The sequence below is a fragment of the Enterobacter cloacae complex sp. BZL2005 genome, from assembly GCF_049238885.1.
Taxonomy (GTDB): Bacteria; Pseudomonadota; Gammaproteobacteria; order Enterobacterales; family Enterobacteriaceae; genus Enterobacter; species Enterobacter roggenkampii.
Map to the genome: position 1 here is coordinate 1 of NZ_JBMKGI010000015.1, position 15,213 is coordinate 15,213.

General features: G+C 56.4%; 13 protein-coding genes. 5 read left to right on the forward strand and 8 right to left on the reverse strand.

What is annotated here, in order from left to right; all coding sequences use genetic code 11:
• Positions 1–372: 372 nt before the first annotated feature.
• Together ACOTXI_RS19875 and mdtD are read left to right on the forward strand one after the other, a co-directional pair.
• Positions 373–1,080, forward strand: coding sequence for a FadR/GntR family transcriptional regulator (locus tag ACOTXI_RS19875; protein WP_021242652.1), 708 nt, complete (start codon positions 373–375; stop codon positions 1,078–1,080).
• Entirely contained in the window at positions 1,077–2,510 is a 1,434-nt protein-coding gene (gene mdtD, locus ACOTXI_RS19880) for a multidrug transporter subunit MdtD (protein ID WP_023326354.1), read from the forward strand. Before ACOTXI_RS19875 ends, mdtD begins: the two co-directional genes overlap by 4 nt.
• On the opposite strand, the gene rbsR is transcribed toward mdtD, so the two are convergent.
• From rbsR to kup, 7 genes are all read right to left on the reverse strand, one after another.
• Positions 2,476–3,468 carry a ribose operon transcriptional repressor RbsR gene (gene rbsR / locus ACOTXI_RS19885; RefSeq protein WP_021242654.1) on the reverse strand — a complete coding sequence of 331 codons (993 nt, stop codon included), beginning with the start codon at positions 3,466–3,468 and terminating at the stop codon, positions 2,476–2,478. The two genes, mdtD and rbsR, sit on opposite strands and share 35 nt — an antisense overlap.
• Before the next feature lie 3 nt (positions 3,469–3,471).
• Positions 3,472–4,401 (reverse strand): ribokinase, encoded by a 930-nt coding sequence (gene rbsK, locus ACOTXI_RS19890; RefSeq protein WP_046091982.1) that lies wholly within the window; start codon positions 4,399–4,401, stop codon positions 3,472–3,474.
• A gap of 106 nt (positions 4,402–4,507) precedes the next feature.
• A complete protein-coding gene (gene rbsB, locus ACOTXI_RS19895; RefSeq protein ID WP_008503498.1) occupies positions 4,508–5,398 on the reverse strand; it encodes a ribose ABC transporter substrate-binding protein RbsB in 891 nt (296 codons plus the stop codon).
• Between the two features lie 27 nt (positions 5,399–5,425).
• Positions 5,426–6,391 carry a ribose ABC transporter permease gene (gene rbsC / locus ACOTXI_RS19900; protein WP_058653736.1) on the reverse strand — a complete coding sequence of 322 codons (966 nt, stop codon included), beginning with the start codon at positions 6,389–6,391 and terminating at the stop codon, positions 5,426–5,428.
• A gap of 4 nt (positions 6,392–6,395) precedes the next feature.
• Positions 6,396–7,901, reverse strand: coding sequence for a ribose ABC transporter ATP-binding protein RbsA (gene rbsA, locus ACOTXI_RS19905; protein ID WP_008503496.1), 1,506 nt, complete (start codon positions 7,899–7,901; stop codon positions 6,396–6,398).
• A 7-nt stretch (positions 7,902–7,908) separates the two neighbouring features.
• Complete coding sequence (gene rbsD / locus ACOTXI_RS19910) at positions 7,909–8,328, reverse strand: D-ribose pyranase (RefSeq protein ID WP_008503495.1); 420 nt, start codon at positions 8,326–8,328, stop codon at positions 7,909–7,911.
• A gap of 215 nt (positions 8,329–8,543) precedes the next feature.
• Positions 8,544–10,412 carry a low affinity potassium transporter Kup gene (kup, locus tag ACOTXI_RS19915; protein ID WP_021242659.1) on the reverse strand — a complete coding sequence of 623 codons (1,869 nt, stop codon included), beginning with the start codon at positions 10,410–10,412 and terminating at the stop codon, positions 8,544–8,546.
• Between the two features lie 222 nt (positions 10,413–10,634).
• Here kup and ravA point away from each other — a divergent pair, with 222 nt between their 5' ends.
• Together ravA and viaA are read left to right on the forward strand one after the other, a co-directional pair.
• Complete coding sequence (ravA, locus tag ACOTXI_RS19920; RefSeq protein WP_058653735.1) at positions 10,635–12,131, forward strand: ATPase RavA; 1,497 nt, start codon at positions 10,635–10,637, stop codon at positions 12,129–12,131.
• A complete protein-coding gene (gene viaA / locus ACOTXI_RS19925; RefSeq protein WP_021242661.1) occupies positions 12,125–13,576 on the forward strand; it encodes an ATPase RavA stimulator ViaA in 1,452 nt (483 codons plus the stop codon). The genes ravA and viaA overlap by 7 nt, the downstream gene beginning before the upstream one ends.
• Here viaA and asnA read toward each other — a convergent pair whose 3' ends face one another.
• The gene (gene asnA / locus ACOTXI_RS19930) at positions 13,577–14,569 is read right to left on the reverse strand and encodes an aspartate--ammonia ligase (RefSeq protein ID WP_023345140.1); all 993 of its coding nucleotides are present in this window, start codon (positions 14,567–14,569) and stop codon (positions 13,577–13,579) included.
• A gap of 151 nt (positions 14,570–14,720) precedes the next feature.
• Here asnA and asnC point away from each other — a divergent pair, with 151 nt between their 5' ends.
• Positions 14,721–15,179 (forward strand): transcriptional regulator AsnC, encoded by a 459-nt coding sequence (gene asnC, locus ACOTXI_RS19935; RefSeq protein ID WP_008500198.1) that lies wholly within the window; start codon positions 14,721–14,723, stop codon positions 15,177–15,179.
• The last annotated feature ends 34 nt before the right edge of the window (positions 15,180–15,213 follow it).

Genomic DNA, 15,213 nt, shown 5'->3' on the forward strand with positions numbered 1-15,213 from the left:
ACGTTAAGAATCCATGTCACTTTGAGTGCCCACACAGATTGTCTGATAAATTGTTAAAGAGCAGTGCCGCTTCGTTTTCGCTGCGGCGCGGGGTGTGCATATTACGCCTTCCCGCTTCAGAGTCAAGCGTTTATTTTCGCTATTCTCTGCTGACCCGGCGGCGTGTGTGCCGTTGTTCCGTGTCAGTGGAGGCGCATTATAGGGAGTTATTCTGATGTGACAAGAGGAAATTTAAAAAAAGTTTCCATCCGCGTTTTTTTTCACCAATAGAGGTGAAATCAAGCTACAAATTGTTCTATTTGATGTATCTGCAACCACAATCACATTCACGGTGGCATAATTATCAGCATGAATCTTTAAGGAATAAAAGCGATGCCATTAAGCGCGCAACAGCTGGCCGCCCAAAAAAACCTGTCTTATGTGCTGGCCGAAAAGCTGGCTCAGCGGATTTTAGCGGGTAAATATGCCCCGGGAAGCATCCTGCCGGGTGAAATGGAGCTGGGTGAGCAGTTTGGGGTGAGCCGTACCGCCGTGCGCGAAGCGGTGAAAACCCTGACGGCGAAAGGAATGGTGCTTCCGCGTCCTCGTATTGGCACACGCGTGATGCCACAGAGTAACTGGAATTTTCTCGATCAGGAGCTGCTATCCTGGTGGATGACAGAAGACAACTTTCATCAGGTGATCGATCACTTTCTGGTAATGCGCAGTAGCCTTGAGCCTCAGGCATGTCTGCTTGCTGCCACGCTTGGAACAGCGGAGCAGAAAGCGCAGCTTAATGCGTTGATGGAAGAGATGGTGTTCCTGAAAAAACACTTCAACCGCGAACGCTGGGTTGAGGTCGATATGGCCTGGCATGAACATATCTATATGATGAGCGCCAATCCGTTCCTCACCTCTTTTGCCTCGTTATTCCATTCGGTGTACCACACTTACTTTACCTCTATTACACAAGACGACGTGGTAAAACTGGAATGGCACCAGGCGATAGTGGATGCCATTCAGGAAAGCGACGGGCAGCGAGCCCTGAGTGCGTGCCAGGCATTGCTGGCTGCGCCAACCCACCAGCAGGTAAATAAATGACAAAGAAAAAAGCGCGCAGCATGGCCGGATTGCCGTGGATTGCAGCCATGGCGTTTTTTATGCAGGCACTGGATGCCACCATCCTCAACACCGCGCTTCCCGCTATTGCGCAAAGCCTCAACCGTTCCCCGCTGGCGATGCAGTCCGCCATCATCAGCTATACCCTGACGGTCGCGATGCTGATCCCTGTTAGCGGCTGGCTGGCCGACCGCTTCGGCACCCGCAGAGTTTTCATGCTGGCCGTAACGCTCTTTACGCTCGGTTCGCTGGCCTGTGCGCTCTCCTCGTCCTTAACGGAGCTGGTTATCTTCCGCGTATTACAGGGCATTGGCGGCGCGATGATGATGCCCGTGGCGCGCCTTGCCTTATTACGAGCCTACCCTCGAAGCGAACTGCTTCCCGTGCTTAACTTCGTCACCATGCCGGGTTTGGTAGGGCCGATACTTGGCCCGGTACTCGGTGGCGTGTTTGTCACCTGGGCAAGCTGGCACTGGATCTTCCTGATTAATATTCCGATTGGCGTAGCGGGGCTGCTGTATGCCCGCAAATATATGCCGAACTTCACCACGCCAAGGCGCAGTTTCGATATGGGCGGCTTCTTCCTGTTTGGCCTGAGCCTGGTGCTCTTCTCCAGCGGGATGGAGCTGTTTGGCGAGAAGATCGTCGCGACGTGGATGGCGCTCTCCGTTATCCTCGCCGGGATTCTGCTTTTCCTTCTTTATATACGTCATGCGCGCCGCCATCCGATGCCGTTAATCTCTCTTGGGCTCTTCAACACCCGAACGTTTTCCGTCGGGATCGCGGGAAACATTGCCTCGCGTCTGGGGACGGGCTGCGTACCGTTCCTGATGCCGCTGATGCTGCAGGTTGGTTTCGGCTATCCGGCACTGATTGCCGGCTGCATGATGGCGCCCACGGCGATGGGCTCGATTCTGGCAAAATCGACCGTGACGCAGGTGCTACGCTGGTTTGGCTATCGCAAAACGCTGGTTGGCGTGACGGTCTTTATCGGTCTGATGATTGCGCAGTTCTCGCTGCAGTCCGCCTCGCTTCCCGTCTGGATGCTGATCCTGCCGCTGTTTGTGCTGGGCATGGCGATGTCGACGCAGTTCACATCGATGAACACCATCACCCTTGCGGATCTGACCGACGAGAACGCCAGTAGCGGCAACAGCGTGCTGGCAGTCACACAGCAGCTGTCGATCAGTTTAGGGGTTGCAGTGAGCGCGGCGGTACTGCGGTTTTATGAAGGTTTCGACAGCGCGAACACCGTCGAGCAGTTCCACTATACCTTTATCACCATGGGCGCACTCACCGTCGTTTCAGCGCTGGTCTTTATGCTGTTAAAACCGAAAGACGGCCGAAACCTGATTAAAGAGCGTCACAAAGAGAAAGCTAAACCGAACCGCGTTCCATCAGAACAGGAGTAAGCTGCAGGCGCTGCTGCTGCAGCGTGGGCTGAGCCATTCGGTGGATCAACACATCGATGGCCAGCTCGCCCAGTTCATCTTTTGGCTGATGAATGGTGGTGAGCGGCGGCGTCATATAGCTGGCCAGCTCGATATCATCGTAGCCGATTACCGCCATATCATGGGGAACGCGCAAACCGGCCTGATATAACGCCTGATAGGCGCCAAACGCCATGGCGTCGTTGCCGATAAACACCGCCTGCGGACGCTGCGGTTGCGCCAGCAGCGTCTGCATCGCTTCAAAACCACCGTGAAACTCAAAATCACCGGTAATACGATACCCTTCCGGCACGGAAAGTCCCGCCCGCGCCATCGCGGCGAGATATCCTTCCAGACGCAAACGCGCCGGGGTTTTGTCCAGCGGACCGGTAATGCAGGCAATGCGGGTATAGCCTTTATCGATCAGATACTGGGTGGCCATATCACCCCCCAGCAGAGAATTATCCTGAATGAGGTCGCTGGTGCCGTCGAACGGCGCCCAGTCCATCATCACCGTGGGAATGGAGGGATAGCGCTGGATAATCTCTTTCGACGGCTGGTGCGTTTCGGTACACAGCAGCAGTAGCCCGTCGACGCGTTTTTGCATCAGCGTTTCCAGGTTACGGTTCATGCGCTGCTCGTCCCCTTCGGTATTGCACAGCACCAGGCTGTAGCCACGCTCGAAGCAGCTGCGCTCCACGCCGCGAACCAGCTCAGAATAAAAGGGGTTGGTACTGGCGGTGATCAGCATACCGATCGTACGCGTCTGGTTGAGCTTAAGGCTGCGCGCCAGTGCAGACGGCGCATAGTTGAGATCTTTTACTGCCGCTTCGACTTTTTCCCGAATCGCCTCGCTGACGAAGCGATCGTTATTAATGACGTGAGAAACCGTCGAGGTAGAAACGCCCGCCAGGCGGGCGACATCTTTCATTGTGGCCAAGCGTTACCCCTGCTGACTTAAGAATTCATCGATCTCTTTACGCCACGGAACGGATGGCTGAGCGCCCTTGCGCGTCACCGCAATCGCGGCAGCGGCATGCGCGAAGCGGATCGCATCATCCATTTTCTTGCCTTCCAGCAGCGCGGTCACCAGCGCACCATTGAAGGTGTCTCCCGCTGCGATGGTATCAATCGCCTTCACCTTAAAGCCCGGCACGCGACGGCCTTCACCGTTTACGCTTGCCCATACCCCACGGCTGCCCAGGGTGATGATCACGGTTCCGATGCCTTTGTCGTGCAGCGCACGCGCGGCTCGCGCGGCATCGTCATCGTTTTCTACGCGAATGCCCGTCAGCTTTTCGGCTTCGGTTTCGTTCGGCGTGATGATATCCACCAGCGCCAGCAGCTCGTCAGATAATACACGGGCAGGGGCCGGGTTAAGTACGACAGTGGTATGATTTTCATGCGCAATTTTGGCCGCGGCCAGCACGCTTTCAACCGGCGACTCCAGCTGCATCAGCAGGGCCTCGGCGCCGCCAATGATTGCACGTTGCGCTTCCACGCGCTCCGTCGTCAGCGCTGCGTTAGCGCCAGCATGAATACCGATGACATTCTCACCTTCTGCGTTGACGAAAATCAGCGCCACGCCGGTAGATTCCCCTGCAACAACGCTGACAGGTGCGATATCGATGTTGTCGCTCGCCAGCTGCTTGCGTACGCGCTCGCCGGTATCGTCATCACCCGTGCAGGCGATAAACGCAATATTCGCCCCGCTGCGACCGGCAGCGACGGCCTGGTTTGCCCCTTTACCGCCGAATGCGACCTGATACTGGTTACCCGTGACGGTTTCGCCCGGTGTAGGGAACGATTCAAGGTTAAGAATGTGATCGGCATTGATACTGCCAAGGACGACGAGGTTGCCTGCGGTTTTCATGGTTGGGTTGTCCATCTGAGAGCGCCACCGGTGTTACCCGGTGGCGTATGCCACACTTTTCTTTATTGGTGTCCCTCAGGCCGCCAGTGACGGCCTGATTCGCCTTTTACTGCTTGATAACCAGTTTCAGGTCAACAGGGTATTTAGCCTGAACTTTTTCGCCCTTCAGCACTTTGTCGGCAGTTTCAACGCCAGTCGCGCCAATCTGCTCAGGCAGCTGAGCGATGGTCGCAGCCAGTTTGCCATCGTTTACTGCTTTTTCACCATCCGGCGTGCCGTCAAATCCGACAACCATCACATCAGATTTACCTGCAGTCTGCAGAGCGCGCAGCGCACCCAGCGCCATTTCGTCGTTCTGAGCGAATACCGCCTGCACGTCAGGATGTGCGGTCAGCAGGTTCTGCATGACGTTCAGACCTTTAGTACGGTCGAAGTCTGCCGGCTGGCTAGCCAGCACGTTGAATTTGTGCGCTGCAACCGCCTGCTGGAAGCCTTCGCCACGCTCGCGGGCGGCAGACGTACCGGCAATCCCCTGCAGTTCGATGACTTTCGCGCCTTCACCGGCTTTCTTCGCAATGTAGTCACCCGCGATTTTGCCGCCCAGCACGTTGTCAGACGCGATATGGCTCACTACGTCGCCTTTGGTTGCCTGACGGTCCAGGGTGATCACAGGAATTTTCGCCTGGTTTGCCATCTTCACGGCGTTGCCTACGGCATCAGAATCGGTTGGGTTGATCAGCAGAATTTTGGTACCACGAACGGTTAAGTCCTGAACGTTAGCCAGCTCTTTCGCCGGGTTGTTCTGTGAATCCAGTACCACCAGGTTGTAGCCCAGTTTATCCGCTTCTTTCTGCGCTCCATCCTTCAGGGAGACGAAGAACGGGTTGTTCAGGGTAGAGACAACCAGCGCGATGGTATCTTTCGCCATGGCGTTAGCACTTACGGTTGCGCTCAGCGCGACAGCAGAAACCAGGGTAGCCAGTTTTTTCATGTTCATATCTAAGATGTCCTGTAGTGTCGTCAGTTACTGTTTTTTGTTGTCTACCAGTACCGCCAGCAAAATCACCACTGCCTTAACGATCATCTGGTAATAGGAGGAAACACCTAACAAATTCAAACCATTATTCAGGAAACCGAGAATCAGTGCGCCGATCAATGTCCCAACAATGCGACCTTTACCGCCCGCCAGACTCGTACCGCCCAGAACCACTGCTGCAATAGCATCCAGCTCATACCCCGTACCCGCCGTCGGCTGCGCGGAAGAGAGGCGCGCCACTTCGATGATGCCCGCCAGTGACGCCAGCAGACCGCACAGGGAGTACACGATAACTTTGACTTTATTAACGCTAATCCCGGACAGGCGCGTTGCCGCTTCGTTACCGCCCAGCGCATAGATATAACGACCCAGACGGGTATGGTGCAGCATGTACCACGCCGCCAGGAAGACGATAGCCATGATCCAGACCGGGGTCGGGACACCCAGCGGGCGACCGATACCGAACCAGCCAAACAGATCGGCGTTATCGGTGAAGCCGGTATTGACCGGGCTGCCGTTGGTATACACCATGGTCACCCCGCGCAGCAGCAGCATCATCACCAGCGTCGCGATGAACGCCTGAACGCGGCCTTTTGCCACAATCACGCCGGTGACGGCGCCAATCGCCGCGCCTGCCGCCAGAGCCGCGGCCACGGCCACCAGCGCGTTGACTTCAATCCCGACAAGCGAAGCGGCGATCGCACCGGTGAGCGCCAGCAGGGAACCGACGGACAGATCGATCCCTGAGGTCAAAATCACCAGCGTCATGCCGACCGCCATAATGGCGTTCACAGACGTCTGCTGCAGAATGTTGAACAGGTTATTTACGGTGAAGAAATTCGGGCTCATGGTCGACACAATCGCGATCAGCACCAGCAGGGCAATGAGCGATTTTTGTTCCATCAGCCACGCCTTTGTGAAATAGCGGCGACCAGAAACAGCCTGGATAGTCATCTTCTTACTCCTGATTCACGCGATTAAGCTTGCCCACAGCGGCAGCCATCAGAACTTCCTGGGTGGCCTGCTCGCGAGTGAATTCACCGCCGAGATGCCCTTCATGCATGACGATAATGCGATCGCTCATGCCCAATACTTCTGGCATCTCGGAAGAGACCAGAATGATGCTCAGACCGTCGGCCTTGAACTGGTTAATCAGCTGATAGATCTCTTTCTTCGCCCCCACGTCTACGCCGCGGGTTGGCTCATCAAGGATCAACACTTTCGGGCGCGTCATCAGCCCGCGCGCAATTGCCACTTTCTGCTGATTCCCGCCGGACAACAGGCCAATCGCCTGCTCCATCGACGGCGTTTTAACATTAAAGAGACGGATAAAATCACTGACCGCCTGCTGCTCGTCTTTATGCTTCAGGCTGCCGCCGCTATGGCTGAAATAGCGCAGCGCGGTCAGGGACATGTTCTCTTTTACCGACATGCCCAGCACTAAGCCGTCGCGTTTGCGGTCTTCGGAGATATAGACGATGCCGTTCGCCAGACCATCCTGCGGGGAGCGGGTGACCACTTCATGGCCGTCGAGGGTGACATAACCGCTGGTGCGCGGCAGTGCGCCGTACAACACTTTCATCAGCTCGGTACGTCCCGCGCCCATCAGGCCCGCCACGCCCAGGATCTCGCCCTGGCGCAGGGTAAAGGTCACGTCGTTCACACCCGGGCCGCAGAGGTTATCCACCTTCAGGCGGATCTCACCCGGCGCTTTATCCAGATGCGGATACTGATCTTCAAGCTTGCGTCCCACCATCATTTCGATGAGCGTATCTTCCGTCAGCGTGGCCACTTGTCGCTCGGCAATAAACTGCCCGTCGCGGAAGACGGTGACGTCATCGCAGATTTCAAAGATCTCTTTCATGCGGTGAGAAATATAGACAATCCCGCGCCCCTGCGATTTCAGCTCGCGGATAACGCGGAACAGGGATTCGGTTTCGGTATCGGTCAGGGCGTCGGTCGGTTCATCCATAATGATGACCTTCGACTCAAAGCTCAGCACCTTCGCGATTTCCACCATCTGCTGATCGCCGATGGAGAGATCGCCGACCAGCCGGTCGCTCTTAAAGCGCAGGTTCAGCTTCGCCAACAGCTTGTCGGCTTCGGCATACATGGTTTTCCAGTCGATCTTGCCGAAGCGGTTCACGAACTCACGGCCGAGGAAGATGTTCTCCGCAATGGTGAGCTGCGGGATCAGGTTCAGCTCCTGGTGAATAATGCCGATACCCGCTTCCTGAGAAGATTTCGGGCCAGTGAAGGTGGTTTCTTTACCCAGCCAGAGGAGTGAACCGGCATCGCGTTGATAGATACCGGTCAGCACCTTCATCATGGTGGATTTGCCGGCGCCGTTTTCGCCCACCAGCGCCATTACGCGCCCGGGGTAGACGTTCAGCGCCGCGCCGGAGAGGGCTTTTACGCCTGGGAACGACTTATCGATCCCTTTGAGTTGCAGTAATGCGTCCATGATGGCCTCAGAAGGTGACGCCAGCACAGAGAATGATATTCGCATACGGGGAACACTCCCCGCTGCGAATCACCGCCTGACTGTCTGCGGTTTGTTGTTTGAATTGTTCGTGCGTTGTGTAACGAATTTCGATGGTGTTTCCCTGGTGTTGTTGCAGCTGCTCAAGATGGCTGAGCAACGTTTCGTGGAGCTGCGGATTATGTTGTTTGATTTCCGCCGCGAGAATGGCCGCCTCAACCTGCATCTCCGCGGTCACCACGTCCAGTACTTGCATAAACGAAGGAACACCCTGCGTTAACGCCATATCAATACGGGTTGTGCTGCGCGGAACCGGTAAGCCTGCATCGCAAACCACCAGCGTATCGGTATGCCCAAGACGGGAAATAACCGACGAAATTTCTGAGTTGAGTACAGTGCCTTTCTTCATTTTCTTGCTCCACTGGCGAAACGTTTCGCTAAAAGGAGTGTAGCGCCAGAAATGTTCAGAAAACCACCATGACGTAACAGATTTGTGATCGACGTCGAAACGTTTCGCTAAGTGAAATATTGTGGGGGAAATTGCCCGGCGGCGCTTCGCTTGCGCGGGCCTACGGGTTTGGTAGGCCGGGTAAGCGCAGCGCCACCCGGCATTTTGGAAAGGACTTAAATCTCGACCTGCGTACCCAGCTCTATCACGCGGTTAGGCGGGATCTCAAACTGGTCAGGCGCACGCAGGGCGTTACGCTGCAGGATGAGATACAGCTTGCCGCGCAGGCGCAGGTACCACGGGCGCTTACCGATGATCAGCGACTCGTGGGACATAAAGAACGACGTCTCCATCATGCGGCAGCTTAAGCCTTCCAGACCACAGCGGTGGAACACCTCTTCCACGTTCGGCGTTTCGCGCCAGCCGTAGCTTGCCACCACGCGCCAGAAGGTCGGGGAGAGCTGCTCGATTTGCACGCGACGCACGTTATGAACGTAAGGCGCATCTTCGGTGCGCAGCGTCAGCAGGATCACGCGCTCGTGCAGCACTTTGTTGTGCTTGAGGTTATGCATCAGCGCGAACGGGATGACGTTCAGGGCGCGAGACATATACACCGCGGTGCCCGGCACGCGGACCGGCGGAGATTTCTCCAGAGAAGCGATCATCGCCTCCAGAGAATTCCCGTGCTCATGCATACGGCGCAGCAGGCGGAAGCGCTCGCTTTTCCACGTGGTCATGACGATGAACATCACCAGCCCCAGCGTCAGCGGCAGCCAGCCGCCGGAGACAATCTTGTCGAGGTTCGCGGAGAACAGCGGTACGTCAATGCACAGGAAGCCCACCAGAATCATCGCCACGAGGAATTTATTCCAGTGCCAGTTACGGTACGCCACCGTGGTGGAGAGAAGCGATGTCAGCACCATGGTGCCGGTTACCGCAATACCGTACGCCGCCGCCAGGTTGCTGGAGTGCTCGAAGCTGACAATCACAATCACAACAGCGAAGTAGAGCAGCCAGTTAACGAACGGGATGTAGATCTGGCCCGATTCCATCTCTGAGGTATGAATGATGCGCATCGGTGAGAGATACCCCAGACGCACGGCCTGGCGCGTCAGAGAAAACACGCCGGAAATCACCGCCTGAGAGGCAATGACGGTCGCCAGCGTCGCCAGGATCAGCATCGGCACCAGCGCCCAGTCAGGTGCCAGCAGGAAGAACGGGTTCTTGATCGCTTCTGGATTTTTGAGCAACAGCGCGCCCTGGCCGAAGTAGTTGAGCACCAGCGACGGCAGCACAACCAAAAACCAGGCCACGCGGATAGGCAGCTTTCCGAAGTGACCCATATCCGCATACAGCGCTTCCACACCGGTGATGGAGAGCACGACCGCCCCCAGCGCCACGAAGGAAACTACTTTGTATTCGAGGAAGAAATGCACGGCCCAGTATGGGTTCAGCGCATGCAGCACTTCCGGGTTCGCGATAATGCTGCGTAAACCGAGCGCCGCCAGGATCAGGAACCAGGCCAGCATAATCGGCGCAAACAGTTTTCCCACCAGCCCGGTACCGTGCTTCTGGATCACAAACAGCAGCGTCAACACGATTATCGCCAGCGGGACCACCCACGTATCAAGCTGTGGCGCGATGATCTCCAGCCCCTCTATCGCCGAGAGGACCGAAATCGCGGGCGTGATAACCACCTCTCCGTAGAAGAAGCTGCCGCCAATCAGGCCGATAATCACCAGCACGGAGGTCATTCTGGCGGAGGTGTTGCGCCCTGCAAGGGACATCAGGGTCAGGATACCGCCTTCGCCCGCGTTATCAGCGCGCATAACGAAGGAGAGATACTTAACGGAAACGACCAGAATCAGCAGCCAGAAGATGAGGGACAGGAAGCCAAACACGGCATCGCGCTCAACACCAAAGCCAAACTGGCCGGACAAACATTCACGAAGCGTATAAAGCGGGCTGGTGCCGATATCACCGTAGACAACCCCGATCGCCGCAAGCGTAATTGCGGGTAATGATTGCTTATTATCAGTGCTCATAGACTAGTCTTTTCGTTTAAATAACAAATGTGTTCCTGGTCCCTTGGCCCACAAAAAGCGCACAGTATGCACGATTCATTGCAAAATCGTACCCCTAAATGCAACCGCATTAATGTAGCGCAAAGAAAATTGCGCCGCACTTCAGCCTATTACCAGCCCTGACTGAAACGTCTATACTCGCTTCAATTGGCCGCCACGACGGCGAAAGGATGCAAAACTATTATGGCTCACTCACATTTATTAGCAGAAAGAATTTCCCGCCTCAGCAGCGCGCTGGAGAAAGGCCTTTTCGAGCGTAGCCACGCCATTCGCCTCTGTTTACTGGCAGCATTGAGCGGTGAAAGCGTGTTTCTGCTTGGGCCGCCGGGCATCGCCAAAAGCCTGATTGCCCGCAGGCTTAAGTTTGCTTTTAAGAACGCCCGCGCGTTTGAATACCTGATGACCCGCTTTTCCACCCCGGAAGAGGTGTTTGGCCCCCTTTCCATTCAGGCGCTGAAAGATGAAGGACGCTACGAGCGCCTGACGACGGGGTATCTGCCTGAGGCAGAAATTGTCTTCCTTGATGAGATCTGGAAAGCCGGCCCGGCCATTCTGAACACCCTGCTCACGGCGATAAACGAACGTCGGTTCCGCAACGGCGCCAGTGAAGAGAAAATCCCGATGCGCCTGCTGGTGGCCGCCTCAAACGAACTGCCTGAAGCCGACAGCAGCCTGGAAGCGCTGTATGACCGTATGCTGATCCGCCTGTGGCTGGACAAAGTGCAGGATAAGTCCAACTTCCGTTCCATGCTGGTCAGCCAGCAGGATGAGAACGAGAACCCGGTAGCAGCGTCATTGCAGGTATCAGACGAGGAGTATTACCAGTGGCAGGAAGAGATCGGTAAAATTAAGCTGCCTGATTCCGTCTTCGAGCTGATCTTCATGCTGCGCCAGCAGCTTGATTTACTGCCCTCTGCCCCCTATGTCTCCGATCGCCGCTGGAAAAAAGCGATCCGCCTGCTGCAGGCCAGCGCCCTGTTCAGCGGTCGCGATGCCGTTGCGCCCATCGATCTGATCCTGCTGAAAGACTGCCTCTGGCACGACGCGGAAGGCATGAATCTGATGCAGCAGCAGCTCGACGTTTTGATGACCGGACACGCCTGGGGACAGCAGACGATGCTCAATCAGCTGGGGGCGATTGCCCAGCGGCGCATCCAGCTTCAGCAGCAGCAAAGTGATAAAACCGCGCTGAAAGTGAATCGCCTGGGGGGGATGTTCGCCCGCAAACCGCACTATGAATTACCCGCCGAACTCACCAGCACGACGCTGACCCTGCTGCTCCAGCAGCCGCTCAAGCTGCATGACATGCAGGTGGTGCACGTGACGATTGAGCGCGAGGCGCTGGCGCAGTGGCTGGATAAGGGCGGAGAGATCCGTGGAAAGCTCAACGGCATCGGTTTCGCGCAGCCGCTGACCATGGAAGTGGACAGCAGCCAGCACCTGGTGATCCGCGACGTCAGCCTGCAGGGCTCGCGTCTTGCGCTTCCGGGAACCGCCTCTGAGAGCGTCCCCGAAGAGATTAAGCAGCAGCTGGACGCGCTGGACACCGAATGGCACCAGCAGCACACCCGCTTTAGCGAACAGCAAAAATGCCTCTTTATCCATAGCGACTGGTTAGGCCGCATCGAAGCCAGCCTGCAGGACGTCAGCGCGCAGATCAAACAGGCGCGTCAATGCTAACCCTGGATACGCTTAACGTCATGCTGGCCGTCAGCGAGGAAGGGTTGATCGAAGAAGTGGTGATCACCCTTCTGGCTTCACCGCAGCTGGCGGCCTTCTTTGAAAAATTTCCGAAGCTCAAAAAGGCGATGACCGACGATCTTCCGCGCTGGCGGGATAACCTGCGTCAACGGTTTAAAGAGACCGAAGTCCCCCCTGAGTTAACGGAAGAAGTGGCCTGCTATCAGCAGTGCCAGCGACTTTCCACGTCGCAGTTTATCGTCCAGCTTCCGCAAACCCTGACGTTGCTCGACAAGGTCCACTCCCCGTTTGCCAGCCAGGCCCGGGGGCTGGTCACGGACAACGCCACGTTCACTCCCGCACTGCACACCCTCTTCTTACAGCGCTGGCGTCTCAGCCTGGTGGTGCAGGCCACGACGCTAAACCAGCAGTTGCTGGATGAAGAGCGCGAACAGCTGCTCAGTGAAGTTCAGGAACGCATGACCTTAAGCGGCCAGCTTGAGCAGGTGCTGGTGGAAAATGAGAACGCGGCAGGGCGTCTCTGGGACATGAGCGCGGGCCAGCTTCGGCGCGGGGACTATCAGCTGATCGTCAAGTACGGCGATTTTCTGGCGCAGCAGCCCGAGCTGATGAAGCTTGCAGAACAGCTGGGACGTTCAAGGGAGGCAAAGTCGGTTCCAAAGAAAGATGCCCCGATGGAAACCTTCCGTACCCTGGTGCGTGAGCCGGCCACCGTACCGGAGCAGGTCGACGGGCTCCAGCAGAGCGATGATATTCTGCGCCTGCTGCCCACGGAGCTGAGCACGCTGGGGATGACCGAGCTGGAGTATGAGTTTTACCGTCGGCTGGTGGAAAAACAGCTCCTCACCTACCGGCTGCACGGCGAAGCCTGGCGCGAGAAAATCAGCCAGCGGCCGGTCATTCATCAGGATTTTGACGAACAGCCGCGCGGGCCATTTATTGTCTGCGTGGATACGTCCGGCTCCATGGGCGGGTTTAACGAGCAGTGTGCAAAGGCGTTCTGTCTGGCGCTGATGCGCGTGGCGCTCGCCGATCGCCGTCGCTGCTTCATTATGCTGTTCTCCAGCGAAGTCGTGGGCTATGAGCTGACGAACCAGCAGGGGATCGAGCAGGCAATCCGCTTCCTGAGCCAGCGCTTTCGCGGCGGAACCGATCTGGCCAGCTGTTTTCGCAGCATCGTAGAGCGGATGCAGGGCGGCGACTGGTATGACGCTGACGCGGTAGTGATATCCGATTTTATTGCCCAGCGGCTGCCGGATGACGTGGTCAATAAAGTGAAGGAATTACAGCGTGTGCATCAGCACCGTTTTCATGCGGTGGCGATGTCCGCCCATGGAAAACCCGGCATCATGCGCATCTTCGATCATATCTGGCGCTTTGATACCGGGTTGCGTAGCCGCCTGCTCAGACGCTGGCAGCGTTAATTACAGAAGAGAACCGACGCTTTCACGCACCTGCTGCGGCCAGACGCCACACTGCACCTGACCAATATGGGGCAGCTGAAGCAGCAGCATGGTCAGACGGGACTGGCCGATACCGCCGCCAATCGTCTGCGGCATTTCCCCACGCAGCAGCGCCTGGTGCCACTCCAGTTTGAGACGATCTTCATCTCCAGTCACCGCCAGCTGGCGCTTCAGCGCCTCAGCATCCACGCGGATCCCCATAGAAGAAAGCTCGAATGCGTCTTCCAGCACCGGGTTCCAGACAAGAATATCGCCGTTCAGACCGGCAAATTCCCCCTCACCGGTGGTGCTCCAGTCATCATAATCCGGCGCACGAACGTCGTGGCGTTTGCCATCAGACAGCTTGCCGCCGATCCCAATCAGGAACACCGCCCCGAGCTCTTTGGCGATCGCCCGCTCGCGGCCTTTGGCATCCAGATCCGGGAAACGGGTCAGCAATTCCTGGCTGTGTACAAAGTGGATCGTTTCCGGCAGGAACGGTGCCAGACCAAACGCTTTGCTTACGGCCGCTTCGGTCGCTTTGATCCCGGCGTAGATCGCCTCAACGGTAGACTTCAGCGTGCCAACGTGGCGCTCGCCATCACCCATCACGCGCTCCCAGTCCCACTGGTCAACGTAAACGGAATGAATGGGAGACAGGCGGTCTTCATCGGGGCGAAGGGCTTTCATGTGCGTGTAGAGCCCTTCGCCCGCGCTGAAGTCATGTTGTCCCAGGGTCTGACGCTTCCACTTCGCCAGTGAATGAACCACTTCGAACTGGGCGTCTGGCAGCGTTTTCACTTTCACCTGTACCGCTTTTTCGCATCCAGAGAGGTTATCCTGCGTTCCGTCACCCACGCGGCTGAGGATCGGTGCCTGGACTTCAATCAGCCCAAGCTTCTCTTCAAGCTGGCGGGAAAAATGGGATTTTACGAAACTGATCTGGCGTTGTTTTGCGATGTAAGCGGTTTTCATTATTTATACTCCTGCGTCCTGTTGATATTGATTAAGCAACAGAAATGGCACCTTATTCAATAACCCATCAACAAAAAGCCGCCTTCACTTTTGATTCGATAAAATAAGGCGCTAGAATAGAGTGATTCATTAATCTTCATAAGAAAAAGCTATGGAAAATTATCAGATCGACAATCTCGACCGCGGCATTCTGGAGGCGTTAATGGCCAATGCCCGTACCGCCTACGCCGAACTGGCGAAGCAGTTTGGCGTCAGTCCGGGCACCATCCACGTTCGCGTAGAGAAGATGAAGCAGGCGGGGATCATTACCGGCGCGCGCATTGACGTCAGCCCGAAGCAGCTGGGTTACGACGTCTGCTGCTTCATCGGCATCATTCTAAAAAGCGCAAAAGACTACCCCTCCGCCCTGGCGAAGCTAAACGCGCTGGATGAAGTCACCGAGGCGTACTACACCACCGGGCACTACAGCATCTTTATTAAGGTCATGTGCCGATCCATCGACGCCCTCCAGCAGGTACTTATCAACAAGATCCAAACAATCGATGAAATTCAGTCCACCGAGACACTGATCTCCCTGCAAAACCCGATCATGCGTACCATCCGCCCGTGATCGGGCAAATCCATTCCCACATTTTCCACAGGTA

Coding starts and splice junctions, on each gene's coding strand:
- rbsK (WP_046091982.1), bottom strand. CDS start 4,401: ATGAAAACCGCAGGCAACCTCGTCGTCCTTGGCAGTATCAATGCCGAT.
- asnC (WP_008500198.1), top strand. CDS start 14,721: ATGGAAAATTATCAGATCGACAATCTCGACCGCGGCATTCTGGAGGCG.
- ravA (WP_058653735.1), top strand. CDS start 10,635: ATGGCTCACTCACATTTATTAGCAGAAAGAATTTCCCGCCTCAGCAGC.
- kup (WP_021242659.1), bottom strand. CDS start 10,412: ATGAGCACTGATAATAAGCAATCATTACCCGCAATTACGCTTGCGGCG.
- viaA (WP_021242661.1), top strand. CDS start 12,125: ATGCTAACCCTGGATACGCTTAACGTCATGCTGGCCGTCAGCGAGGAA.
- rbsC (WP_058653736.1), bottom strand. CDS start 6,391: ATGACTATCCAGGCTGTTTCTGGTCGCCGCTATTTCACAAAGGCGTGG.
- rbsD (WP_008503495.1), bottom strand. CDS start 8,328: ATGAAGAAAGGCACTGTACTCAACTCAGAAATTTCGTCGGTTATTTCC.
- rbsA (WP_008503496.1), bottom strand. CDS start 7,901: ATGGACGCATTACTGCAACTCAAAGGGATCGATAAGTCGTTCCCAGGC.
- mdtD (WP_023326354.1), top strand. CDS start 1,077: ATGACAAAGAAAAAAGCGCGCAGCATGGCCGGATTGCCGTGGATTGCA.
- ACOTXI_RS19875 (WP_021242652.1), top strand. CDS start 373: ATGCCATTAAGCGCGCAACAGCTGGCCGCCCAAAAAAACCTGTCTTAT.
- rbsB (WP_008503498.1), bottom strand. CDS start 5,398: ATGAACATGAAAAAACTGGCTACCCTGGTTTCTGCTGTCGCGCTGAGC.
- asnA (WP_023345140.1), bottom strand. CDS start 14,569: ATGAAAACCGCTTACATCGCAAAACAACGCCAGATCAGTTTCGTAAAA.